Origin of the sequence: Lactobacillus xylocopicola, assembly GCF_033096005.1 — a bacterium.
Lineage (GTDB): Bacteria > Bacillota > Bacilli > Lactobacillales > Lactobacillaceae > Lactobacillus > Lactobacillus xylocopicola.
In genome coordinates, this window is sequence record NZ_AP026803.1 from 536,422 (window position 1) to 558,418 (window position 21,997).

The following is a 21,997-nucleotide window of genomic DNA, read 5'->3' on the forward strand; positions in this document are numbered from 1 at the left end:
TCGACAGCGTAGAATTAATGTATGAACTTGAAGTTGGGCTTTTCGTCCAACTTTTTTACGAGGAGCCATTCAATGATTAAACGAGAAGATAAGCGTAAATTCGAACTTGTGTCCAAGTTTCAACCAGCTGGTGACCAGGAGCAGGCTATTGATAAACTAACGAACGGCTTTAAAAAAGGCTACCGTGAGCAGATTCTTGAAGGCGCCACGGGGACGGGCAAGACTTTTACCATGGCCAACGTGATTGCCAATCTGAACAAGCCCACTTTAGTTATTTCGCACAATAAGACCTTGGTTGGTCAGCTTTATGGTGAATTTAAGGAATTTTTTCCGCAAAATGCAGTTGACTACTTTGTTTCATACTATGACTACTATCAGCCTGAAGCATACGTGCCGCAGTCAGATACTTACATCGAAAAAGATTCTGCCATTAATGATGAGATTGACCAGTTGCGGCACCAGGCGACCAGTGACCTGATGGAGCGCAACGATGTGATCGTGGTTGCTTCTGTTTCCTGTATCTACGGTTTGGGTGATCCCAAGGAATATTCTGCTAGTGTGATTACAGTTCACGAAGGTGACGATTACGGCCGCAATACCCTACTACGTAACCTAGTCAACATTCAGTATGATCGCAATGATATTGACTTTCAGCGGGGGCGTTTCCGGGTACGCGGAGATGTGGTCGAGGTTTTTCCGGCCGGTAACTCTAACCATGCTTACCGCATTGAATTTTTTGGTGATGAAATTGATCGCATCGTTGAGGTGGATTCGTTAACTGGTGAAGTGATCGGCGAACGTGAAAGTATTTCTCTGTTCCCAGCAACTCACTTTGTGACTAATGATGAGCAAATGCGCCGGGCCCTTAAGGCCATTTCCCAAGAAATGAAAATTCAGGTAAAGGATTTTGAGGGTCAGGGGAAGCTGCTTGAAGCAGAGCGAATTAAGCAGAGGACGACCTTTGATATGGAAATGATGGGCGAAGTAGGCTACACCAATGGTGTCGAAAATTATTCCCGGCACATGGAGGGACGCAAGGAGGGAGAACCGCCCTATACCTTGCTGGACTTCTTTCCGGATGACTTTTTAATTTTAATTGATGAGTCACACGCCACAATGCCCGAAATTCGGGCAATGTACAACGGTGACCGAAACCGCAAGAAGACTCTGATTGACTATGGTTTTCGTCTGCCGTCAGCACTTGACAATCGTCCGCTTAAGTTGGAAGAGTTTGAGCAACACGTTAACCAAATCATGTACGTTTCGGCCACACCGGGTGACTACGAATTGGCCAAAACAGACCATAAGGTTGAGCAGATTATCAGGCCCACCGGTTTGCTTGACCCTAAAATTAAAGTTAAACCAGTTGAAGGCCAAATTGATGACTTAGTGGGTGAGATTAATCACCGAATTGACCACAATGAGCGGGTCTTTGTGACTACACTTACGAAGAAGATGGCTGAAGACCTGACCGACTACTTAAAAGACCTGGGCATTAAGGTCCAATACCTGCACTCAGACGTTAAGACATTGGAGCGGATGCAGATCTTACATGATTTGCGGCTAGGAAAATACGATGTGCTAATTGGAATTAACCTGCTGAGAGAGGGCATTGATGTACCAGAAGTATCCTTGGTAGCGATTCTCGATGCTGATAAGGAAGGCTTTCTGCGGGCATATCGACCGCTAGTACAAACGATGGGTCGGGCTGCGCGTAATGCCAACGGTGAGGTAATTATGTATGCTGATACGATAACTGATTCAATGCGGCAGGCAATCGAGGCAACCCAAAGACGGCGAGAGTTGCAAATGAAGTTCAACGAAGAGCATGGCCTGACACCGCAGACAATTGTCAAGCCGGTCAGGGAGGTTATTTCTGCTACTAAGGTAGCTGATGAGACTTTGGAGACTGACAGTTTTGCTGATTTGAACTTCGACGAACTAACTGCCAAGCAGAAGAAGTCAATGATTAAGGACTTGCGTCAACAGATGCAAGAAGCAGCAAAGAAGTTGGACTTCGAAGGGGCTGCTACTTTGCGTGATGCGATTATGGAGCTTGAAAGTTCTACTAGAAAGCCGATTAAGAAAAAGGGAAAGACATTAAATGGTAAATGATCAAATTGTTATTCGTGGTGCCCGCGAACATAACTTAAAGGATATCGACCTTGAGATTCCGAAGGATAAGCTGGTTGTTATTACCGGTTTGTCCGGTTCAGGTAAAAGCTCACTAGCCTTTGACACACTTTATGCGGAAGGTCGCAGACGTTATGTCCAATCGCTTTCTAGCTATGCCCGGCAGTTTTTGGGTCAAATGGATAAACCAGACGTTGATTCAATTGACGGTTTGAACCCGGCAATTTCAATTGATCAAAAAACGACCTCGCACAATCCGCGTTCAACCGTCGGCACGGTAACGGAAATTAATGATTACTTGCGGCTCTTGTGGGCACGGGTGGGACAGCCAATCTGCCCTAACGATGGTACCGTGATTGAACGGCAGTCCGTTGAACAAATGGTGGACCGAATTTTAGCCTTACCGGAACGCAGTAAGATTCAGTTGCTTGCCCCGGTTATTAGAGCTAAGCGCGGTGGTCATAAGGAAGTCTTTCAGCGGGTTCAGCGGGCAGGTTACGTCCGTGTTATTGTTGATGGTGAAATGCATGAAATTGGTGATGACTTTAACTTGGATAAGAACAAGCGCCATAGCATTGACATCGTTGTTGACCGTTTGGTCGTAAAAGAGGGCATTCGCTCGCGACTCTTTGATTCAGTTGAGGCCACGCTGCGCTTGTCCGATGGCTACATGAATGTTGATGTAATTGGAAGCGACTTGCTGAACTTTTCAGAATACTATGCTTGTCCTAAGTGTGGCTTTACCGTGGGGGAGATGGAACCGCGGCTCTTTTCTTTCAATGCGCCTTTTGGTGCCTGCCCTGACTGTGATGGACTAGGAGTTAAGTTAGCAGTTGATGAGGACTTGGTTATTCCAGATCAGGACAAGACACTGGCTGACGGTGCAGTGGCTCCTTGGAAAAATTCTAAATATTACAGTGAGATGTTAGAACAGGCCTGCGCGGTGCTTAAGATTCCGCTCGATCAGCCCTTTGCCCAGTTAACAGCTAAACAGCAAACAATGATCCTGCATGGGTCGACCAAAAAAATCAAGTTTCACGTTACCGGTGATTTTGGGGTTAATGATACAACTGCTCCTTTTGAAGGTGCAATGGAAAACGTGGAGCGCCGCTATCTGCACCCAATGTCTAAGTTTATGCGGGATGTGATGGGGAAGTATATGACGGAGTTAACCTGTCCTACTTGTCATGGCAAGCGGTTGAACCGTAAAGCGCTGGCTGTTAAGGTGATGGATAAGGATATTGCCGAGGCATCAGAGCTTGCAATCAACCGGGCCCTTGACTTTTTCAAGGAAATTGAACTCGATGAGCAAAAAACAATTGTTGCTAAACCGATCTTAAAAGAAGTTTGTGATCGGTTGTCTTTCCTGAATAGCGTGGGGCTGGACTACCTAACCTTATCGCGAACAGCAAATACCTTGTCGGGCGGTGAGGCGCAGCGGATTCGGCTGGCTACCCAGATTGGTTCTAACTTGTCGGGTGTCATGTATGTTCTTGATGAGCCGTCAATCGGTCTGCACCAACGCGATAACGATCGCTTGATTGCGGCACTGAAACGGATGCGTGATTTAGGTAATTCGCTAATTGTGGTTGAGCATGATGACGAAACAATGCGGCAGGCTGATTACTTGGTTGATATGGGACCTGGTGCGGGTACTTATGGTGGCCAAGTGATGGATGCTGGGACACCGCAAGAGGTTGAGGAACGGGCCAAGTCGCTGACGGGCCAATATTTAGCTGGCCAAAAGTTTGTCCCTGTGCCGGCTGAACGCCGCCGCGGCAATGGCAAGAAAATCACGATCACTGGTGCTATTGAGAACAACTTGAAGCAGCTCAAAGTGGATTTTCCACTAGGTAAGTTGGTGGTCGTGACTGGTGTTTCGGGCTCAGGCAAGTCAACGCTGGTTAACATCATTTTGAAGCGAGTGCTGGCCCAAAAGCTAAACCGGAATCAGACTAAACCGGGAAAATATAAAAGTATTACGGGCTATAAAAATATTGAAAAAATCATTGATATTGATCAGAGTCCAATTGGGCGGACACCGCGCAGTAACCCGGCCACCTATACCAGCGTTTTCGATGATATTCGGGCACTGTTTGCACAGACTAACGAGGCCAAGTTGCGAGGTTATACCAAGGCACGCTTTTCTTTTAACGTTAAGGGGGGCCGCTGCGAAGCTTGTCACGGCGACGGCATTATCAAGATTGAAATGAACTTCTTGCCGGATGTCTATGTGCCGTGTGAGGTTTGTCATGGTAGTCGGTACAACTCGGAAACAATGGAAGTGACCTATCGCAAGAAAAACATTGCCCAGGTGCTTGATATGACGATTAGCGAAGCGTGTGAATTCTTCCAAAAGATTCCCAAAATTGCCCGCAAATTGCAGACGATTGTCGATGTCGGCTTAGGCTACGTTAAACTGGGGCAATCGGCAACGACCCTGTCTGGTGGTGAAGCCCAAAGGATGAAATTAGCTGCAGAACTGCAGAAATTGTCAACTGGTAAGAATTTTTATATTCTGGATGAACCAACAACGGGTCTTCATACGGACGACATCAAGCGTCTCCTTGAGGTGCTACAGCGTCTGGTTGACCAAGGCAACACGGTCCTAGTAATTGAGCATAATCTTGACGTTATTAAAAGTGCAGATTGGCTGATTGATCTGGGACCTGAGGGCGGTGAAGCAGGCGGCCAAATTGTTGCCACCGGGACACCGGAGCAGGTAAGTGAAGTTAAGGAGAGTTATACTGGTCGTTATCTTAAACCCGTATTAATGCGAGATACGGCATTAACTAAGCAGGCTACTAAAAAAATGACCAAATAGTATTCATTTATTTAGGATAAAGTGTAGAATAGTCGAAAAGGAGGAAAAAAGATGGATAATTTTTCAAGTTACAGGGGAAATCGCGGCTTTAACTGGGCAGCTTTTATTTCCGGCATTTTAATGATCATCGCGGGCTTGTTCTTAATACTTCACCCCAATAAAGCCTTGCATGCATTTGTCTTGCTGTTTGCAATTCTATCGATTGTTCAAGGCTTCGTTTGGTTAGCGGTATATAGTCGCTTTCGCTATATTATTTCCTTTAGCTGGCTCTCGATTATTTCTGGGGTTTTGGATATTATTATTGGGGTTGCTTTCCTTTATTCGTATGACGCAGCGGGGCTGACTATTGCATATTTATTTGCTTTTTGGTTCCTGTTCGACTCAATCTCCGGGCTCCTGTTCTCGTGGCACTTGCGGGATATCTCGAGTTTCTACTTCTGGATCAACTTAATTTTGAATATTCTTGGTTTGCTAATTGCGGTTAGTTTGCTGTTTAATCCGGCTTTGTCGGCGCTAACCTTAATCTGGCTTGTATCATTCTGGCTGTTGCTTTTTGGTATTGGCGAGATTCTAGCTGCATTTGCCCACCGATAAAAAGAAAAAAGGCTCTCAAGAGTCTTTTTTTATGCTCAGGAAAGTTATGGCACACCCGGTATGTTATAATTTGCTTAAAAGGAGGGCGGCAAAGATGGCAGATAAGAAAAAGCAGTTACTAATCGTGACTGGTATGAGCGGCGCCGGCAAAACAGTGGCTTCACATGCTCTAGAAGATATGGGCTACTTTGTAGTTGATAATTTACCCCCGACGCTGCTTTCCAGCTTTTGGGATTTGATTATTAATTCAGATGATTTTACCAAGGTGGCAGTTGTCCTTGATTTAAGGATTAAAAGTTTTTACAAGGACCTATTAAATGAGGTCAATTCACTTGAAGATAATAGTAGTGTACAGACAACCGTGGTCTTTTTGGATGCCTCAAATGATGCTTTGGTGGCCCGTTACAAGGAGACGCGGCGGGTCCCCCCACTTGCCACCAGTAGCCGGCTGCTTGATGGCATTTTGGCCGAGCGGCAGGTTTTGACTGGTATCAAAAATCGGGCTAATGACATTATTGATACCTCTAATTTGACGCCGAAAGAATTAAGGCAAAAACTACTTGCTGCATTTAGCGAAAAACATGAACAGCCTTTTTCCATTGAAGTGCTGTCTTTTGGGTTCAAGTATGGCATGCCGATTGATGCTGATATTGTAATGGATGTCCGCTTTTTGCCTAATCCGTTTTATATTCCTGAATTGCGTCCTTTTACTGGTCTCGACAAGCGAGTTTTTGACTATGTAATGGAAAAAAAGGAAACTCGCAGCTTCTACCAAAAATTATTGGACTTGTTACAGGATGCGCTGCCGGGCTACATCAAAGAGGGTAAGGGTAAATTGACGATTGCAATTGGCTGTACGGGTGGCCAGCATCGCAGTGTAGCAATTGCCAAACAACTTGCCCAAGACCTGGCCAGGGACTATCCGGTTGACATCACGCACCGTGAAATCAGCCGTTACACGAAGAAGGGATAAGATTATGACTACAGGAGCTACAAGAACGGTCTGGATAACCAAAAGCCGCCGACCCAAGGTGGTTGTCATCGGTGGTGGAACTGGCCTGCCCGTTGTTTTAAACTCGTTGAAAGATCAGGATGCAGAAATTACGGCGATTGTGACCGTTTCAGATGATGGTGGCTCATCTGGATCGCTGCGTAATTACATTAACGTGGTGCCACCTGGCGATATTCGTAATGTGTTGGTTTCCTTAAGTGACATTAGTCAAGAAGAAAAGGATATTTTTCAATATCGGTTTGATTCTTCTGATTCCTTCTTTTCTGGACATGCGATTGGAAATTTGATTATTGCAGCGTTAAATGAGATGCACGGTAATATTTTTGATGCCGTACAATCATTGTCAAAGATGATGCAAGTTGATGGATACGTCTATCCAGCCTCAAACGAACCCTTAACTTTAAATGCTGAGTTTGTTGATGGCACTGTTCAGGTGGGTGAAAAAGAAATAACTGACATGGACAAGCGGATTAAACGGGTTTGGGTTACCAATACTAAGTCGGCTGACCAGCCTGAAGCCGTTCAGCCAGTTTTGGAGGCGATTGAGCAGGCAGATGCAGTTGTTCTGGGACCGGGAAGTTTATTCACGTCGATTTTGCCTAACCTAATGATTCCCAACTTGGGCGAGGCCGTGCGGAAGACCCGAGCAGAAGTGATTTATATTTGTAATATCATGACCCAGTTGGGTGAAACCGACCACTTTTCTGATAGTGAGCATGTTGGCGTAATTAATCAGCATCTAGGTGGTAACTACATCACAACCACTCTGGTAAATGGCGCCAAGATTGACATGTCCAAGTTTGATCCAGCTGATTATGATGCCTACATTGAACCAGTCAAAAATGATTTTGCCGGTTTGCGTCAGCAAGGGTGCCGGGTTATTACTGATGACTTTATTGATCAGCACAGTGGCCTGGTTTTTCATGATGGTCAAAAAGTGGCCCAAGAGATTATCAACTTAGCCTACGCTGCGATGGCGCGCAAGAAGGGGTAGAACAATGGCAAGCTATGCAAGCAAAGTGAAGAAGGAGCTAACGTCGCTGCCGATTCATGCTGAGCATGCAAAGGCAGAATTGGCCGCCTTTCTGCGGATGAACGGCGTTTTGAATTTTCATGATCGGAAGTTTAGTTTGGATATTACAACGGAAAATCCGGCCATTGCACGGCGCATTTTTTCCCTAATTAAGAGTGCATATGGAATTGAGCCACTATTAATTGTTTCGCGCAAGATGAAGTTGAAAAAAAATAATCAATACCTGGTGCGTTTGCAGTACCATGTCCGCGAAATTTTGACTAACTTGGAAATTTTGTCGCCAGCCGCCGGTATCATTACCCGCATTCCGCCACGGATTACGGCATCGCGTGAGGGTGCGATGTCGTACTTGCGGGGGGCCTTTTTGGCCAGTGGCAGTGTCAATAATCCGACTACTAGTCGCTATCACTTAGAAATTTATTCAGCGTACGCCGACCATAATGAAGACTTGCTAAAACTGATGAACCATTATTTTCAACTTAATGCCAAGTCGACCCAGCGCCGGCGGGGTTATATCGTTTACTTAAAAGAAGCAGAAAAAATCGGCGACTTTCTTCATATCGTTGGCGCACTAAATGCAATGCTAGCCTTTGAAGACCTACGCATCATGCGTGACATGCGGAATTCGGTCAACCGCTTAGTTAACTGTGACACGGCTAACTTGAAAAAAACAGCCACGGCTGCAGCTAAGCAAGTTGAAGATATCGAACTCCTTGAACGTAAAATAGGTATTGATAACCTACCAGAAAAGCTGCAAGGACTAGCTCGGCTGCGCCTGGCTAATCCTGAATTATCTTTGAAAGAGGTAGCGGAACAGGTGCCGGATGGGCCAATTTCAAAATCAGGGGTCAACCACCGGTTCAAAAAAATACATGAACTGGCTAAGAATCTAGGAGAATAAAAAAAGGAATCCCGAAAAGGGCTTCCTTTTTGTTTACATCGCTACTTTAAGTTAACACTTTCACCGCCGTACAAAATTAAGGCAACTCCCAGCGTTGTTACTACTATTGATAAGGAGTCAGATAAAACCAGACTATTTAGGATGGTAATAAATAAGCCGGCATAAAACAGCGCTTGTTTGATTTTGTCCATTCGTTGTCTCCTTTCTGGCAGAACAATACCTTACTACCTAAATTGAGTAAAAGTATACCTTAATAATCTCGTACATGCAAAAAAGCCCCAAAATTAATTCGGGACTTCGTTTGGCCTTTTTACTAAAATCTAACTATTTCTTTTGGTTGACCATGATTTCATCAATTAGACCATAATCTTTGGCCTCTGGTGCAGTCAGATAGTTGTCACGCTCGGTATCTTTTTGGATCTTTTCGAGGGGCTGGCCGGTTGTTTCATGCAAGATATTGTTAATCTTTTCACGACTTTTTAGAATTTCGTTAGCCGCAATCTGAATGTCAGTCTGCTGACCCTGTGCACCGCCTAGCGGCTGGTGAATCAAGACAGTAGAGTTAGGGAGGGCAAACCGCTTTCCCTTGGTTCCGCTGGTCAACAGGATAGAAGCCATTGAAGCTGCCATCCCAATTGCAATGGTTGAGACATCCGACTTAATGAAGTTCATGGTGTCCATGATGGCTAGACCTGAAGTAATGACACCACCGGGCGAGTTAATATACAGGGAGATGTCCTTAGTGTTGTCTTGGGCATCAAGGAATAGTAACTGGGCAATAATAGAATTAGCCATGTCATCATTAATTTCACCGCTTAACATGATAATGCGGTCTTTTAATAAACGTGAATAAATGTCGTAAGCACGTTCACCACGTGCAGTTTGCTCAATAACTGTAGGTACAAGCATGTTTTAACCTCCTGATTTAAGTTCAAAAACATTAGCACTCTAATAAGTACAGTGCTAATTAAATCACTTACGTTAAATACTGTCAATCAAAGTGTATCAATTTTGTATTTTATGTAACATGTTCTTATTATATAATGGAACGAGTAAGTTTGAATTTGGAGGAAATATTTTGAAGCTTTTTAAGAAAATTGCAACGATTGCGATTGCGTTGATTGGAGGGCTGGTCATTACGACCAAGCTTTCAACAACGGCGGTCTTTGCGGCAGAGTCTGATAATACTCAGTCGCAAACGCAAACACAAACGCCGCAAGATGATTCGAGTCAGCCGTCAGAAGACGATGACGATACAGGCGGTACCACTAATACTGGAACGGCCAGTGGGAATCAAATCACTCAGCCTAAAAAGGAGCCCAAGCAAGTGGTTACTGGTTATGCCATGATGACCAAGGTTGCTGGTAACAAGAATTATGCGGTTTGGAAAAATGTTAATAATGGTAAGGTTAGTCAAAAAGTTGCTGACGGAATTAATTACCGTTACAGCCATATCCAGTCGGATCAACTGATTGAAACTAAGAAATACCGCTATTGGCGTATTTATGTTAACGGGCGTGAAGTGGGTTATGTTAATGAAAACTACTTCGCCAGAAATCAGATTGCTGTTCCTAAAAAGGTGACTTTGGTAAGAAATGAGTTTTATAGCTTTTCTCCTAGGGATGCAATTTCCTATGTAACTAACTATATGGGAACAGTTATTGATAATAGCCAAGTAAAAGTTTCGCGCGAAAGTATTTCTTGTGCTACACCCAAAACTTACCAGGTTAAGTTCACCTATGGGACAGCTACGGCCACCCTCATAGTGACAATCAGAAAGAGTACCAAAGAGGGGGTTGCTGATGCTGCCGAAACGAATGCGGTTGAGGCTAAACCAGGAACTAATGACTATAAGGCTTGGAAGACCCACTATGGTTCGTCCATCAACTATATTAGTCCAACTGAGTACAGTCCTGAAACAGACAAGCACGTCTTAACCAGTGGTAAGATGACGCTTAAAACTAAGTTTTACCAACCGGTTCTGCTGAGCGTAAAGGACCCAACCGATGATGATATTAACCGAGTTGGGCATATTCCTGAAGGAGTTACTGTTTCTAATGGTTGGGCCTACACTAGCTTGTTAAGTCATACTTACTTAAGCTCAGGCCACATTGTTGGTTATGACTTGAACAAGTTGACTAATCCATACAATGCGCAACGCTTACTGGAAATGTCGCAAAAGGACTTTAATAACTATGTCAAGCACATTAAGGTTAGTCCGTATATTCCAATTGGCCACGGTCAGGCAATGGGTTCTAGTGATAAGTACATCTATGTTTTGAATAATGACAACACGTTAAAGGAGTCATCTGATTCTGAAGAATTGATTCAAATCCGCAAGAGCGACTTGCAGATTAACAAGATTTGGACAATTAAGACTTGGGTTGGTGATGAAAACAACCCACGTTACTTCCAAAATGGCGTGATGATCTCAGACGATGACATGTACACGGTTTACCATGATACTAAGAATAACTGCTATGAATACTGGGAATTAACCCGGAAGGGTGACAACTGGTATCCCAAGCTAGTTGGTAAGACTGATGGCAATTTTGTTAACAACAACTCGCCTGTTCAAGGGTTTACCTATGATCCAGTGAATCGGAACTTCTACTTGGCCTTTAATGATCTGATTTTCAAAATTGGTCGTGACGGAACCTTGAAAGATACATACTCCTTTGACACCGGTCGGGAGATTGAAGGAATATCAGTTAATGATGGTAAACTTTACGTCAACCTGGCACAACGTGCTGAGTTGCTAGTAAGTATGAACATTGATTAAATAACCTAAAACAAAAAAGCAAGAGCCTTTAGCTCTTGTTTTTTTGTGTCTTTGCTTGACATTCGGGACAAATGCCAAAAATTTCCAGATGACTGGAGGAAGTGACATAAGCGGTCTGCCGTTCTGCCTCCGTGCGCATGCGACCTTCAACCGCGTCAAAGTTGGGATAAAAGACATCGGCAATCCGTCCACACTGGGTACAGATAATGTGAAAGTGCGGTTCGACGAAAAAATCATAGTGGAGTGATTCATCGCCATTTTTGATTTCAATTACTACGCCAGCTTCAACTAGCTTGTTCAGTGTATTGTAGACAGTAGCGCGATAGGCAGGAACGCTGCCGCTAATGGCCTTAAAGATAGTATCTGCGGTTGGATGATTGTGGTGGGTCATCAGATAATGCAAAATTTTTAGTCGGGGTTGAGTTACCTTAAGCTGGTTCTTTCTAAGCAAGGTTTCAGCCTCATTAAGCTGGTCTGCCATGAAATTCATCTCCTTTAGTTTAAGACTAGTTTAGCATTAATCGCACCAAAAAAGCCGCCTTTTGCTAGGCGACTTAAGTAATCTTTAATTGCTATTAGCCTTTAGCCTTTGTTTCTTGATAATGCTTAATTGTTGGCAAAATCAATCCCAGCAGAAATAGGACGACGGGAGTGGCAATGTTTAAGGCTAGGGTAAACGGATCGGTTGAATAAATACCTAGAAGGCAGGCCCCAATTGTTACTGCGAAGCCCCATACTCCAGCTGAATATGCTAATCCTTGATGCTTGGTCATCTGGTAGCTGTCGCTATTTTGAAATTGCTTGATTTGCTTACGCAGCGCAATGTAAGCAACAAAGACCCACAAATACCGCATTGGCATCACAATTGAATTCAGCTTAACCAGTTGAGCCATAATGTCCTGGGCATTAGGCATCAGAGCTTGCAAGGCAATCAGACCACCGGAGAGGCAGATGACCATCCAGATACCATTAATGTAGGCACCATGCTTGTTAACCTTCAGTAACTTTTGGGGAATAAAGTCTTTAGCTTCCTTACTACCCAGGAGCATTCTTAGTGGGGCATCGATACTGATAACCAAAGTCGAGAATTGACCGATGACGTTGCACCAGGCATAGATATACATGAACAAGCCACCGACGCCATAGTATTCACCTAGCTTTCCAAAGGCCATGTAAGGACCGTTGGAAATGTATTCATTGAGGTGGCCATTAACTGCTTTGGGGTCAAACATCATGGCCAAAGCAATTGTCCCCAAGATGGCTGAGACCATTACCATCACAGCTAGTCCCAACATTGCCTTAGGAAAGTTGCGCGAAGGATCCTTTAGCTTGTTAACGTAGGGGGAGATTTTTTCGGCACCACCAACAGCGAAAACTAGAATTGAGAGGGAAGTGAAATATTTGACATTAAAATCGGGAATAAAGCTCTTCCAATTCCAACTAAAACTCATGAAGTTGCCGTGAGGGTTAATCGCCGGAGCTGCAAACATCATAATGATGAACAAAATCGACATGATAAACATGGAACTGCCAGCAATGGTTGACAGAGTTTTAATAACTGGGACACCGCGACTGGCAACCCAGCAGAAGAAGAGGAAGACGGCTAGGGTGGCTAGTTGGGTCCAAGAGGTCGAAATACTGTCGTACCAGGTGGTATTACCAAAGATCCCCCAGGCCATTCCTCTTAAACCGCCAGTACCCTTACTAGAAATATAAACAACGTGAACGGCCCAGAAGGTCCAGCCGGCGTAATAAGCCCACTTAGGCCCCATAGTGGCATTGATCCAGGAAGAGACGCCACCCTCAGATTCTTTGAATACAGAGCCTAATTCCCCCACCATCAATGAATACGGAATAAAGAACAGTAAAAAGATCAAAATCCAACTGAAGATGACTTTGGTGCCATCAAAGTAAATGAACCCATTAACGACGTTACCAAAGCTCCAGACAATGGAAAAAGCCATTGTTGCCAGGGTGGTCCACATCATTTTTTGGGATTTTTTGGGTGATTCATTCATAATTTTTAATTCTCCCTAAGAAAAAGTAATAACTCGTATATTTTATCCTAAAGTGGTACAAAAATCTATTGTTTTCTTATACAATGGACGTTGCTGTATTTAGTTGTTGAATCATTTTAGAAAAAATGGCAATATTAATATATTGCTTTGAAAGGTGAAAGGTGAATGGGAAGAAATAACAAGAAAAAGTTGGTGTTAGCCAGCTTGGTTGCCCTAGTTTTTTTACTGCTTGGCAATAGGGTTACTGCAGTAAGCGCCAAAAGCTATCAGAAGGCTATAACAAAGGTGCCTGGAAGAAGCACCTACCCGGTCTACCAACGTGTTTCTAAAAAGGGGCCTAAGGGTAAATTTACTTCGACTAAGCATTTCAAATATGCCCAAATTCAGTCCAAGCAAGTGCTGGTAACTAAGAAGGGGACCTTTTGGAAAATCATTGTTGACGGGCGACCTGTCGGTTGGGTCAGCCAAGACTATTTTACCCGTAACAAAATCTCAGTTGCTAAAAGAGTCAGCCTAGTGCAAAATGCTGATTTTACGTTTGATACTAGAGAAGCAATTAACTATGTAGCGGATGAAACTGGTACTGCTGTTGATATCTCCAAGGTGTCTGTTTCCAATCCGACTATTAATTCAGGGACACCGGGCAGAACGATTGTCACCTATCGCTATGGTGATGCTGAAGCTAGTGTTCCTGTTACGGTACGGTCCAATGCAAAAGAAGGGATTGTGCGCGCTAAAAAGGGCCCTTTTTTAGGTCCAGTAGCCGTTCCAACTTGGAAGGGTTCTTCAAAGTCAACCTCACGAAATTGGAATGCAAAGCATAATTTTACTTTTGAGACCAAGCCGAATACCTTTTACGCCAATGGACTAACACTGAGAACTGAACTTTTTCAACCGCGTTTTGTCAGTCTGGACTACCATCAGGCAGCGGATAAGATGGGACAGGTGGGAATTGTTCCCGAAGGGATTGCTGTTCACGGTTCTAATTTCACAGTGGCAGTGTTTAATTCAAGCAAGGATCAGAAAGGACACCTCGTTTCTTATGATCTGAAGCAGATTGGCAAGTATCAGGCGCAGAACTTGCCTGGCTTGAAATGGAAAACTTTTGAGAAGTACGCTGCACATATCAAGGTCAGTACCTATATCAAGTTAGGACATGGTCAAGCGATCGGCTCATCAGCTAAGTACCTCTATGTGATTGCTAATAACAATACCGCCAAAAATTCAATTAAATCGGAAGAAATCATGCAAATTAGGAAGTCAGACTTGAAAATCAACCAAATCTGGAGCTTCAAAATTTGGAACGGGACGGCCAAAAAGCACACCGGACGCTATATTCATAATGCTACCTTTGTTGGTAACAAGACCATGTACTGTCTGTTTCATAATGGTCGCAAGCACCGCTATGAATACTGGAAAGTCACCCGATCGGGGGATACATGGACACCAGTTGAAATTGGAGCTACTGATAGTGACTTTATCAGCAATTCGTCACCGGTTCAGGGCTTTACCTATGATCGCGAGCACGGTCAATTTTATATTGGCTTCAATGATTATATTTTCAAAGTTGCTAAAAATGGTGCCCATCGCGAAACCCATCGTTTAAATGTCAAAAGAGAAATCGAGGGCTTGTCGGTTTCAGGTAACAAGCTGTACGTCGAATTTGCTCAACGCGGCGAACTGACTTCTGGTAGAACTAACTAACAGTAAAAAGATAGGTCTTTAATATGAAACCCCGAAGTTAAGACAAGTTCGGGGTTTTTATGATGACTAAATTATCTAATAAGGATATAAAAAAAGTAGTAACAAGTCTTGTGATATGCTGAAGCCCAGGCAATAGTGAGATTATACTGCCACTAATTTAGCCATTTGACCATTGATGAATAAATTAAGAAAAAAGTGCATAATAGTAGTTGAAACAAGCTCTAGCTTTAAGCTGATTCTTGCGGGGAAATAATTGTCCAGTAGTGCAAAATAGGGGAATTTTTGCACTGACTGAGGAGGGTTTTGAGCGTTTGAGTTGGGATTAGAAGGTTTGAAAGGAAAAAGTAAAAATGAGGAAAAATTTTAAAAATAAGTTGCTAGCTGCGAGTGTCTTGGCTATGCTGGGACTGTTGGCTACTGGCAGTAATCCACAAGTAAATGCCAAGAGTTATCACAAGGCGGTTACCAAAATTGCTGGGAGCGGTACTTATGCAATATACCATCACGCTTCAAAGCAAGGGCCGTCGGGCAAGTTTACTTCAACCAAGTATTTCAAGTATAGTCAGATCCAGTCTAAGCAATCAATTTCAACGAGTAAAGGCAAGTTTTGGAAAATCATTGTTAATGGTCGTACTGTTGGATGGGTCAGTCAGGACTTTTTTGCTCGTAATCAAATTTCTGTGGCGGCGAAGATTAGCCTGGTGCAAAATCCGAACTTTTCCTTTAATCCGAAAGATGCAATTAACTATGTGACCGATGCTAGTGGTACTGCCGTTAATCCAAGTAAGGTTAGTGTATCGACGACCAGTATCAATTCTGGCACCGCTGGACAAACAAAGGTTGAATACCACTATGGGACAGCTAGTGCCAGTGCTGACGTGACAGTTCGGGCGGATGCAAAAGAAGGTATTGCTAGTGCAAATAAAGCTCCTCAAAAGGGTCCTCAAGCAGTGCCAACCTGGAAGGGCGGTTCAAAATCTTCATCACGAAATTGGAACGCTGCGCACCACTATACGGTTGAAACTAGGGCAAATGCCTTTAGGTCTAACGGGTTAACGCTTCGAACCAAACTTTTTCAGCCGCGGTTTGTCAGCTTAGGTTATCACCAAGCAGCTGATTCGATGGGTCAGGTCGGAGCGATTCCAGAGGGTATTAGCATTCACGGCTCCAACTTTACGGTTGCTCTCTTTAACTCAAGCAGCAGTCAAAAGGGCCACCTGGTTTCATATAACTTAAAACAAATCAATAAGTTCAAAGCACAAGATCTTTCGAATCTTAAGTGGTCCACCTTCAAAAAATATTCTGCTCATATCAAGGTGAGCCCCTACATCAAGCTCGGTCATGGTCAAGCAATTGGTGCTTCGGCTAAGTACATTTATGTGATTGCTAATAACAATACAGCCAAAAACTCGACTGCCTCTGAGGAAATTTTGCAAATTCGCAAGTCAGATATGAAAATTAACCAAGTTTGGAGTTTCAGAATTTGGAACGGTGCCAATGGGCGCTATATCCACAATGCAACCTTTGTTGATGACAACACAATGTACTGCCTCTTTCACAATGGCAGTAACCACTTATACGAATACTGGAAGGTAACCAGAAGCGGTGACACTTGGACTCCGGTTGAGGTCGGTGCCACAAAGACCGATTTTATTAGTAATCATTCGCCAGTTCAGGGCTTTACTTATGACCAGAAGCACCAGCAATTTTACATTGGCTTTAATGACTACATTTTCAAGGTGGCCCAAAATGGCACTTACCGAGCAACGCACCGGCTGAAGGTGAAGCGCGAGATTGAGGGAATGTCAGTTTCAGGTAATAAACTTTATGTAGAATTTGCCCAACGAGGTGAATTAATGGCCGGCAAGACCAAGTAAGATAGTAAAAAGCAGCTCCGCAGTGGAGCTGCTTTTTTGGTTAGGGCATAGTCTCTCAAAAACTGGAACAGTAGATAAACAGCGAAACTACTGGTACTTAAGTATATTGCCCATGGCAATGCATGTATTTCTTGATTTTTCATGCAATGTTTAAGTCTTTATTAGCTTTTGCCATTTTATTTTGTAGCGGGCAAGAAGTCCTGTATTATTAACCGTTAGACAGAAAAATAGACAGAAAAATTTTTGCCAAAGGAGACTTTTCATGCCTAAAAAAGATTTTATTGATACTTGTGATTTTTCCAAAGCGGAAATGCAGTATTTAATTGAACTAGGACTAAAGATTAAGGAGGCTATTGCCCACGGTTACTACCCTCAATTGCTAAAGAATAAGAGTTTGGGAATGATCTTTGATCAAACGTCCACTAGAACCCGGGTTTCTGCTGAAGCTGCGATGACCGAACTTGGAGGCCACGCATTATACCTGGCTCCCGGCCAAATTCAATTGGGCAAGGGTGGCCATGAAGGATTGGCCGATACGAGCCGTGTCCTTGGTGACTTGCTTGACTTACTTGGTGCTCGGATCAGTAGCCACGAGGAATTAACGAATTTAGCCAAGTATTCTAAGGCGCCTGTAGTGAGCTTTATGAGTGATCAAGACCACCCAACTCAGGCCCTGGGAGATTTAATTACTATTGAAGAGCATCTGCCAGTTGGAAAAAAATTGGCTGAGGTGAAAATTGTCTTTGTTGGCGATGCAACCCAAGTTGCCGTTTCCACAATGCTATTTTGTGCTCAGATGGGCATGCAATTCATCCAATATGGGCCCCAGTCCAAGCATATGCCCAAAGACCTTTTAGCACGTGCCAAGAAGCTTGCCGCTGAAAGTGGCGGCTTGATTGAGGTCTCAGCAGATGACCAGGTTTTAAAAGGAGCCGACTTCATCTATACGGATGTGTGGTACGGTTTGTATGATCAGGAAATGGGTAAGGAAGAATACTTGAAGCTCTTCTATCCAAAGTATCAAGTTAATGAAGACTTGCTACAAAAGACGGCTAATCCCGAGGTTAAATTTATGCACTGTTTGCCGGCTAATCGCGGCGAAGAAGTAACAGCGGCAGTTCTTGAAGGTGATTCGTCAATTGCCTGGGAACAATCCGAAAACAAAAAGGCCGCCATGCGAGCAATTTTTGTCTATTTGCTCAACCCACAGCTGAAGTGCCCCACCAAGAATGAGGTTAAGCAGCTCCAAGCAGACCTGGACGATTTATTGGCTAGAGAAATATAAAAAAGCGTGAGTAAGGTGCGAATAACCATGCTCACGCTTTTGTTTTATTGGGATGGGTCCCCTGAGAGTCGAACTCAGATTTTAAGAACCGGAATCTTACGTGCGATCCATTACACTAAGGACCCAAATCAACACTTCAAATAGTATAACAGAAAAAAGCTAGAAGTTAAATTTTTTTGGTTAAAAATAGTTAAACTTGGGGTAACTGAAAATAGCGACTACTCCTTAACATGCTTTTGCTTGAATTATTCGTAGGAGGTTGTTATACTATAACTGTCGATTGAGGAATGAAGAATTATTAAGGTAAGTCTACGTTTCTCTTATATTTTTAGGAAGATTGGGACAAAAAATGACAAAACATGGGTCATAATTGTCCCACGAGGGAGGGGAAGCTAATGTACTCGGAATTTCCTGTGCTTGAGGCTCTCGTTCCTGACGTCTTAAAAGTCTTTCGGCAAAGATATCTTGTCCTTGAGCAGATTGAGCTGCATGCGCCAATTGGCCGTAGATATGTGGCTCAGGCGCTGGGACTTTCTGAACGCAATGTCCGTACGGAAACGGAGTACCTGCGTACTCTTGGTCTAATCGAGATTAAGAGCTTCGGAATGTTCATGACGGAAAAGGGTAAGAAGACTTTGCAGGATGCAGCACCTTTGATTGATCGCTTGTTTAACGCTCGCCAGACCGAAATTGATTTGGCCCGCAAGTTAGGCATTGAACGGACAATTATTGTTCCGGGTGACAGCGACCTTCAGGAACTAGTATATGAGCGTATGGGTGAAGAGCTGAATGCAGCTTTGGATCTACTCTTGCCACTAGGGCACTCAATTATTACAGTTTTAGGTGGTGCGGCCCTTGCCAAGTCAGCGAAGGACTTGTCTAAGAGTTTAAGTAAAAATCGACAACTTGAATTTGTACCGGGTCGCGGAGCCTTGGGCGAAGATGTGGCTTTTCAAAGCAACACAATCGTGCAAGAGATGGCGGCCGAGACGGGTGGTAAGTACAAGACTTTGTATTTGCCGGAGCAGGTTTCGTATGAAGCCTACAAGTCGCTAATTCGAGAGTCCACCTTTGCAGATGTGCTTGAAGATATTGCTAAGACAGATATCGTTATCCACGGTATTGGACTTGCCTTAGAGATGGCACGCCGCCGCGGGTATGATTCAATTCGGCTCTCTGAATTACGGGAAAAGAAAGTAGTCACTGAATGTTTTGGGTGTTTTTTTGACGGTGACGGTAAGATTGTCGATCGCGTGCAACAGGTTGGCTTGCAGTTCGAGGATCTAAACAAAATCCCCCACATATTTGCCTTTGCTTGTGGCGGCCATAAGGCCAAAGCAATTGAAGCTTATATGCCTAATGCTCCTCATCAAACCTGGTTAATTACTGATGAAGGAGCCTCAAAGCAGATTTTAAAGGAGAAGTAATTCTCATTTAAAATAATTGATGTTTACAGTTCTAAAATAGTTCTTAAGGAGGACTTTAGAAAATGACAGTTAAAATTGGTATTAACGGCTTTGGCCGTATTGGTCGTTTAGCATTTCGTCGGATTATGGATTTAGGTGAGAAGTCAAAGGATATTGAAGTTGTTGCAATTAACGACTTGACTACTCCAGCACTTTTAGCTCACTTACTTAAGTACGACTCAACTCATGGTACTTTCAACCACGAAGTTTCAGCTACTGACGATTCAATCGTTGTTGATGGTAAGAAGTACCGTGTATACGCTGAACCACAAGCTCAAAACATTCCATGGGTTAAGAATGACGGTGTTGACTTTGTTCTTGAATGTACTGGTTTCTACACTAGCAAGGCTAAGTCACAAGCTCACCTTGATGCTGGTGCCAAGCGGGTTCTGATTTCAGCACCTGCCGGTAACGACCTGAAGACGATTGTTTACGCAGTAAACGATGATACTTTAGATTCAAGCGACACAATTGTTTCAGCTGGTTCATGTACTACTAACTCATTGGCACCAATGGTTGATGCTTTGCAAAAAGAATTTGGTGTTAAGGTAGCTACAATGACTACTATCCACGCTTACACTTCAACCCAAATGCTTTTGGATGGCCCTGTACGTGGTGGTAACATGCGTGCTGCTCGTGCTGCTGCAGTTAACATTATTCCTCACTCAACTGGTGCTGCTAAGGCTATTGGCCTGGTTGTTCCAGAATTGAACGGTAAGGTTAACGGTCATGCACAACGTGTTCCAGTTACTGATGGTTCATTAACTGAATTGGTTTCAATTCTTGACAAGAACGTTACTGCTGATGAAGTTAACTCAGCAATGAAGAAGTACGAGAGTCCTTCATTCGCATACAACGATGACGAAATCGTTTCTAGCGACGTTGTTGGTATGACTGCTGGTTCAATCTTTGACCCAACTCAAACAATGGTAACCACTGCCGGCGACAACCAATTAGTTAAGACTGTTGCTTGGTACGACAATGAATACTCATTCACTTGCCAAATGGTTCGTACTTTGTTGAAATTTGCTACTCTTTAATCAATTAATTGATGATCTTTAAGTAGTAAAAGAGAAGGCGGAGGGGAATATTCTTCCTTCCGCCTTTTTTTCAAGAATAAGTAATTAACTAAAGAGAGGATAAAGATGGCTAAATTAATAGTTTCAGACCTAGATGTTAAAGATAAAAAAGTTTTGGTCAGGGTTGACTTCAATGTGCCGATTAAGGATGGAGTGATTGGTGACGACAATCGGATCGTTGCTGCCCTGCCAACTATCAAGTACATTATTGAAAATGGTGGTAAGGCAATTTTGCTCAGCCACCTGGGCCGGGTTAAGTCCGATGCTGACAAAAAAGAATTGACTTTGAAGCCAGTTGCTGACCGCCTAAGTGAAGTTTTGCAAAAGCCAGTAACTTTCGTACCTGAAAATGAAGGTAAGGAAGTTGAAGCAGCAATCAGCAAGATGAATGATGGCGACGTTGTTGTTCTGGAAAATACTCGTTTCCAAGACATTGACAACAGCTTTGGTAAGCGTGAAAGCAAGAACGACCCAGCGTTAGGTGAGTACTGGGCTTCTCTGGGTGACATGTATGTAAATGATGCCTTTGGTACCGCGCATAGAAGTCATGCCTCCAATGTTGGTATTGCAGAAGCCATGAAGAAGGCAGGCAAACCTGCCGCAGCTGGCTACTTGATGGAAAAAGAGATCAGGTTCTTGGGTGACGCCGTTGCCAACCCAGTACATCCGTTTGTAACTATCTTGGGTGGTGCCAAGGTTTCTGACAAGATTGATGTTATTACCAACTTGATTCCAAAGTCTGACCACATCTTAATTGGTGGTGGGATGGCATATACCTTCTTAGCTGCTAAGGGTCAGGAGATCGGTAAGTCATTGTTTGAACCTGATAAAGTTGACTTAGCTAAGAAATTATTGAAAGATGCTGCGGGTAAGATTGTCTTGCCAGTTGACAACTTGGCTGCAACTGAGTTCTCAAACGATGCTGCTCGTAAAGTCGTTGAAGGTAATATTCCTGAAAACATGATGGGCTTGGACATTGGTCCCAAGACTATTGCTAATTTCAAGGAAATCCTGAAAGATGCTAAGACTGTTGTTTGGAATGGGCCAATGGGTGCCTTCGAAATGCCAAACTTTGCCGAAGGTACATTGGAAGTCGGAAAATCCTTAGCTGAATTGTCTGGTGCAACTACTATCATTGGTGGTGGAGATTCAACTGCTGCAGCCAAGCAATTAGGGATTGCACCGCAGATCACCCATATTTCAACCGGTGGTGGTGCTTCTCTGCAATACCTTGAAGGTAAGGAATTACCTGGAATTGCCTGCATTTCAGACAAATAAGTTCTCAGAAA

At 43.6% G+C, this 21,997-nt stretch carries 17 protein-coding genes; 13 read left to right on the forward strand and 4 right to left on the reverse strand.

The genetic code is table 11. The features are described from left to right. Positions 1-72: 72 nt before the first annotated feature. The 6 genes from uvrB (at position 73) to whiA (ending at position 8,497) form a co-directional block, all read left to right on the forward strand. Positions 73-2,115, forward strand: a complete 2,043-nt coding sequence (gene uvrB, locus R8389_RS02780; RefSeq protein ID WP_317637959.1) for an excinuclease ABC subunit UvrB — start codon at positions 73-75, stop codon at positions 2,113-2,115. Next, complete coding sequence (uvrA, locus tag R8389_RS02785; protein WP_317637960.1) at positions 2,105-4,957, forward strand: excinuclease ABC subunit UvrA; 2,853 nt, start codon at positions 2,105-2,107, stop codon at positions 4,955-4,957. Before uvrB ends, uvrA begins: the two co-directional genes overlap by 11 nt. A gap of 51 nt (positions 4,958-5,008) precedes the next feature. Next, positions 5,009-5,551, forward strand: coding sequence for an HdeD family acid-resistance protein (locus tag R8389_RS02790; protein ID WP_317637961.1), 543 nt, complete (start codon positions 5,009-5,011; stop codon positions 5,549-5,551). A gap of 94 nt (positions 5,552-5,645) precedes the next feature. After that, positions 5,646-6,524: an RNase adapter RapZ gene (gene rapZ / locus R8389_RS02795; RefSeq protein ID WP_317637962.1), complete on the forward strand. Its 879-nt coding sequence runs from the start codon at positions 5,646-5,648 to the stop codon at positions 6,522-6,524. Positions 6,525-6,528: 4 nt separating this feature from the next. Next, the gene (locus R8389_RS02800; protein WP_317637963.1) at positions 6,529-7,557 is read left to right on the forward strand and encodes a gluconeogenesis factor YvcK family protein; all 1,029 of its coding nucleotides are present in this window, start codon (positions 6,529-6,531) and stop codon (positions 7,555-7,557) included. A 4-nt stretch (positions 7,558-7,561) separates the two neighbouring features. After that, positions 7,562-8,497: a DNA-binding protein WhiA gene (gene whiA / locus R8389_RS02805; RefSeq protein ID WP_317637964.1), complete on the forward strand. Its 936-nt coding sequence runs from the start codon at positions 7,562-7,564 to the stop codon at positions 8,495-8,497. A gap of 41 nt (positions 8,498-8,538) precedes the next feature. Here whiA and R8389_RS02810 read toward each other — a convergent pair whose 3' ends face one another. Then, a complete protein-coding gene (locus tag R8389_RS02810; RefSeq protein ID WP_317637965.1) occupies positions 8,539-8,688 on the reverse strand; it encodes a hypothetical protein in 150 nt (49 codons plus the stop codon). Positions 8,689-8,821: 133 nt separating this feature from the next. Next, positions 8,822-9,406 carry an ATP-dependent Clp endopeptidase proteolytic subunit ClpP gene (gene clpP / locus R8389_RS02815; RefSeq protein ID WP_317637966.1) on the reverse strand — a complete coding sequence of 195 codons (585 nt, stop codon included), beginning with the start codon at positions 9,404-9,406 and terminating at the stop codon, positions 8,822-8,824. Between the two features lie 169 nt (positions 9,407-9,575). Here clpP and R8389_RS02820 point away from each other — a divergent pair, with 169 nt between their 5' ends. Next, a complete protein-coding gene (locus R8389_RS02820) occupies positions 9,576-11,279 on the forward strand; it encodes an SH3-like domain-containing protein (RefSeq protein ID WP_317637967.1) in 1,704 nt (567 codons plus the stop codon). Between the two features lie 28 nt (positions 11,280-11,307). On the opposite strand, the gene R8389_RS02825 is transcribed toward R8389_RS02820, so the two are convergent. Both R8389_RS02825 and R8389_RS02830 read right to left on the reverse strand, forming a co-directional pair. Continuing rightward, complete coding sequence (locus R8389_RS02825; protein WP_317637968.1) at positions 11,308-11,760, reverse strand: Fur family transcriptional regulator; 453 nt, start codon at positions 11,758-11,760, stop codon at positions 11,308-11,310. A gap of 94 nt (positions 11,761-11,854) precedes the next feature. Next, positions 11,855-13,297: an APC family permease gene (locus R8389_RS02830; RefSeq protein WP_317637969.1), complete on the reverse strand. Its 1,443-nt coding sequence runs from the start codon at positions 13,295-13,297 to the stop codon at positions 11,855-11,857. 165 nt (positions 13,298-13,462) lie between these two features. Between R8389_RS02830 and R8389_RS02835 the strand changes: the two genes are divergently transcribed. From R8389_RS02835 to R8389_RS02860, 6 genes are all read left to right on the forward strand, one after another. Next, positions 13,463-15,001, forward strand: a complete 1,539-nt coding sequence (locus tag R8389_RS02835; protein ID WP_317637970.1) for a GW dipeptide domain-containing protein — start codon at positions 13,463-13,465, stop codon at positions 14,999-15,001. A gap of 350 nt (positions 15,002-15,351) precedes the next feature. Continuing rightward, complete coding sequence (locus tag R8389_RS02840; RefSeq protein ID WP_425604653.1) at positions 15,352-16,878, forward strand: LBA0864 family S-layer associated protein; 1,527 nt, start codon at positions 15,352-15,354, stop codon at positions 16,876-16,878. A 262-nt stretch (positions 16,879-17,140) separates the two neighbouring features. Continuing rightward, complete coding sequence (gene argF, locus R8389_RS02845; RefSeq protein ID WP_317637971.1) at positions 17,141-18,163, forward strand: ornithine carbamoyltransferase; 1,023 nt, start codon at positions 17,141-17,143, stop codon at positions 18,161-18,163. 395 nt (positions 18,164-18,558) lie between these two features. Then, positions 18,559-19,590: a sugar-binding transcriptional regulator gene (locus R8389_RS02850; RefSeq protein ID WP_317637972.1), complete on the forward strand. Its 1,032-nt coding sequence runs from the start codon at positions 18,559-18,561 to the stop codon at positions 19,588-19,590. Between the two features lie 62 nt (positions 19,591-19,652). Continuing rightward, positions 19,653-20,669: a type I glyceraldehyde-3-phosphate dehydrogenase gene (gene gap, locus R8389_RS02855; RefSeq protein ID WP_317637973.1), complete on the forward strand. Its 1,017-nt coding sequence runs from the start codon at positions 19,653-19,655 to the stop codon at positions 20,667-20,669. A 105-nt stretch (positions 20,670-20,774) separates the two neighbouring features. Beyond that, positions 20,775-21,986, forward strand: a complete 1,212-nt coding sequence (locus R8389_RS02860) for a phosphoglycerate kinase (RefSeq protein ID WP_317637974.1) — start codon at positions 20,775-20,777, stop codon at positions 21,984-21,986. Positions 21,987-21,997: the final 11 nt, after the last annotated feature.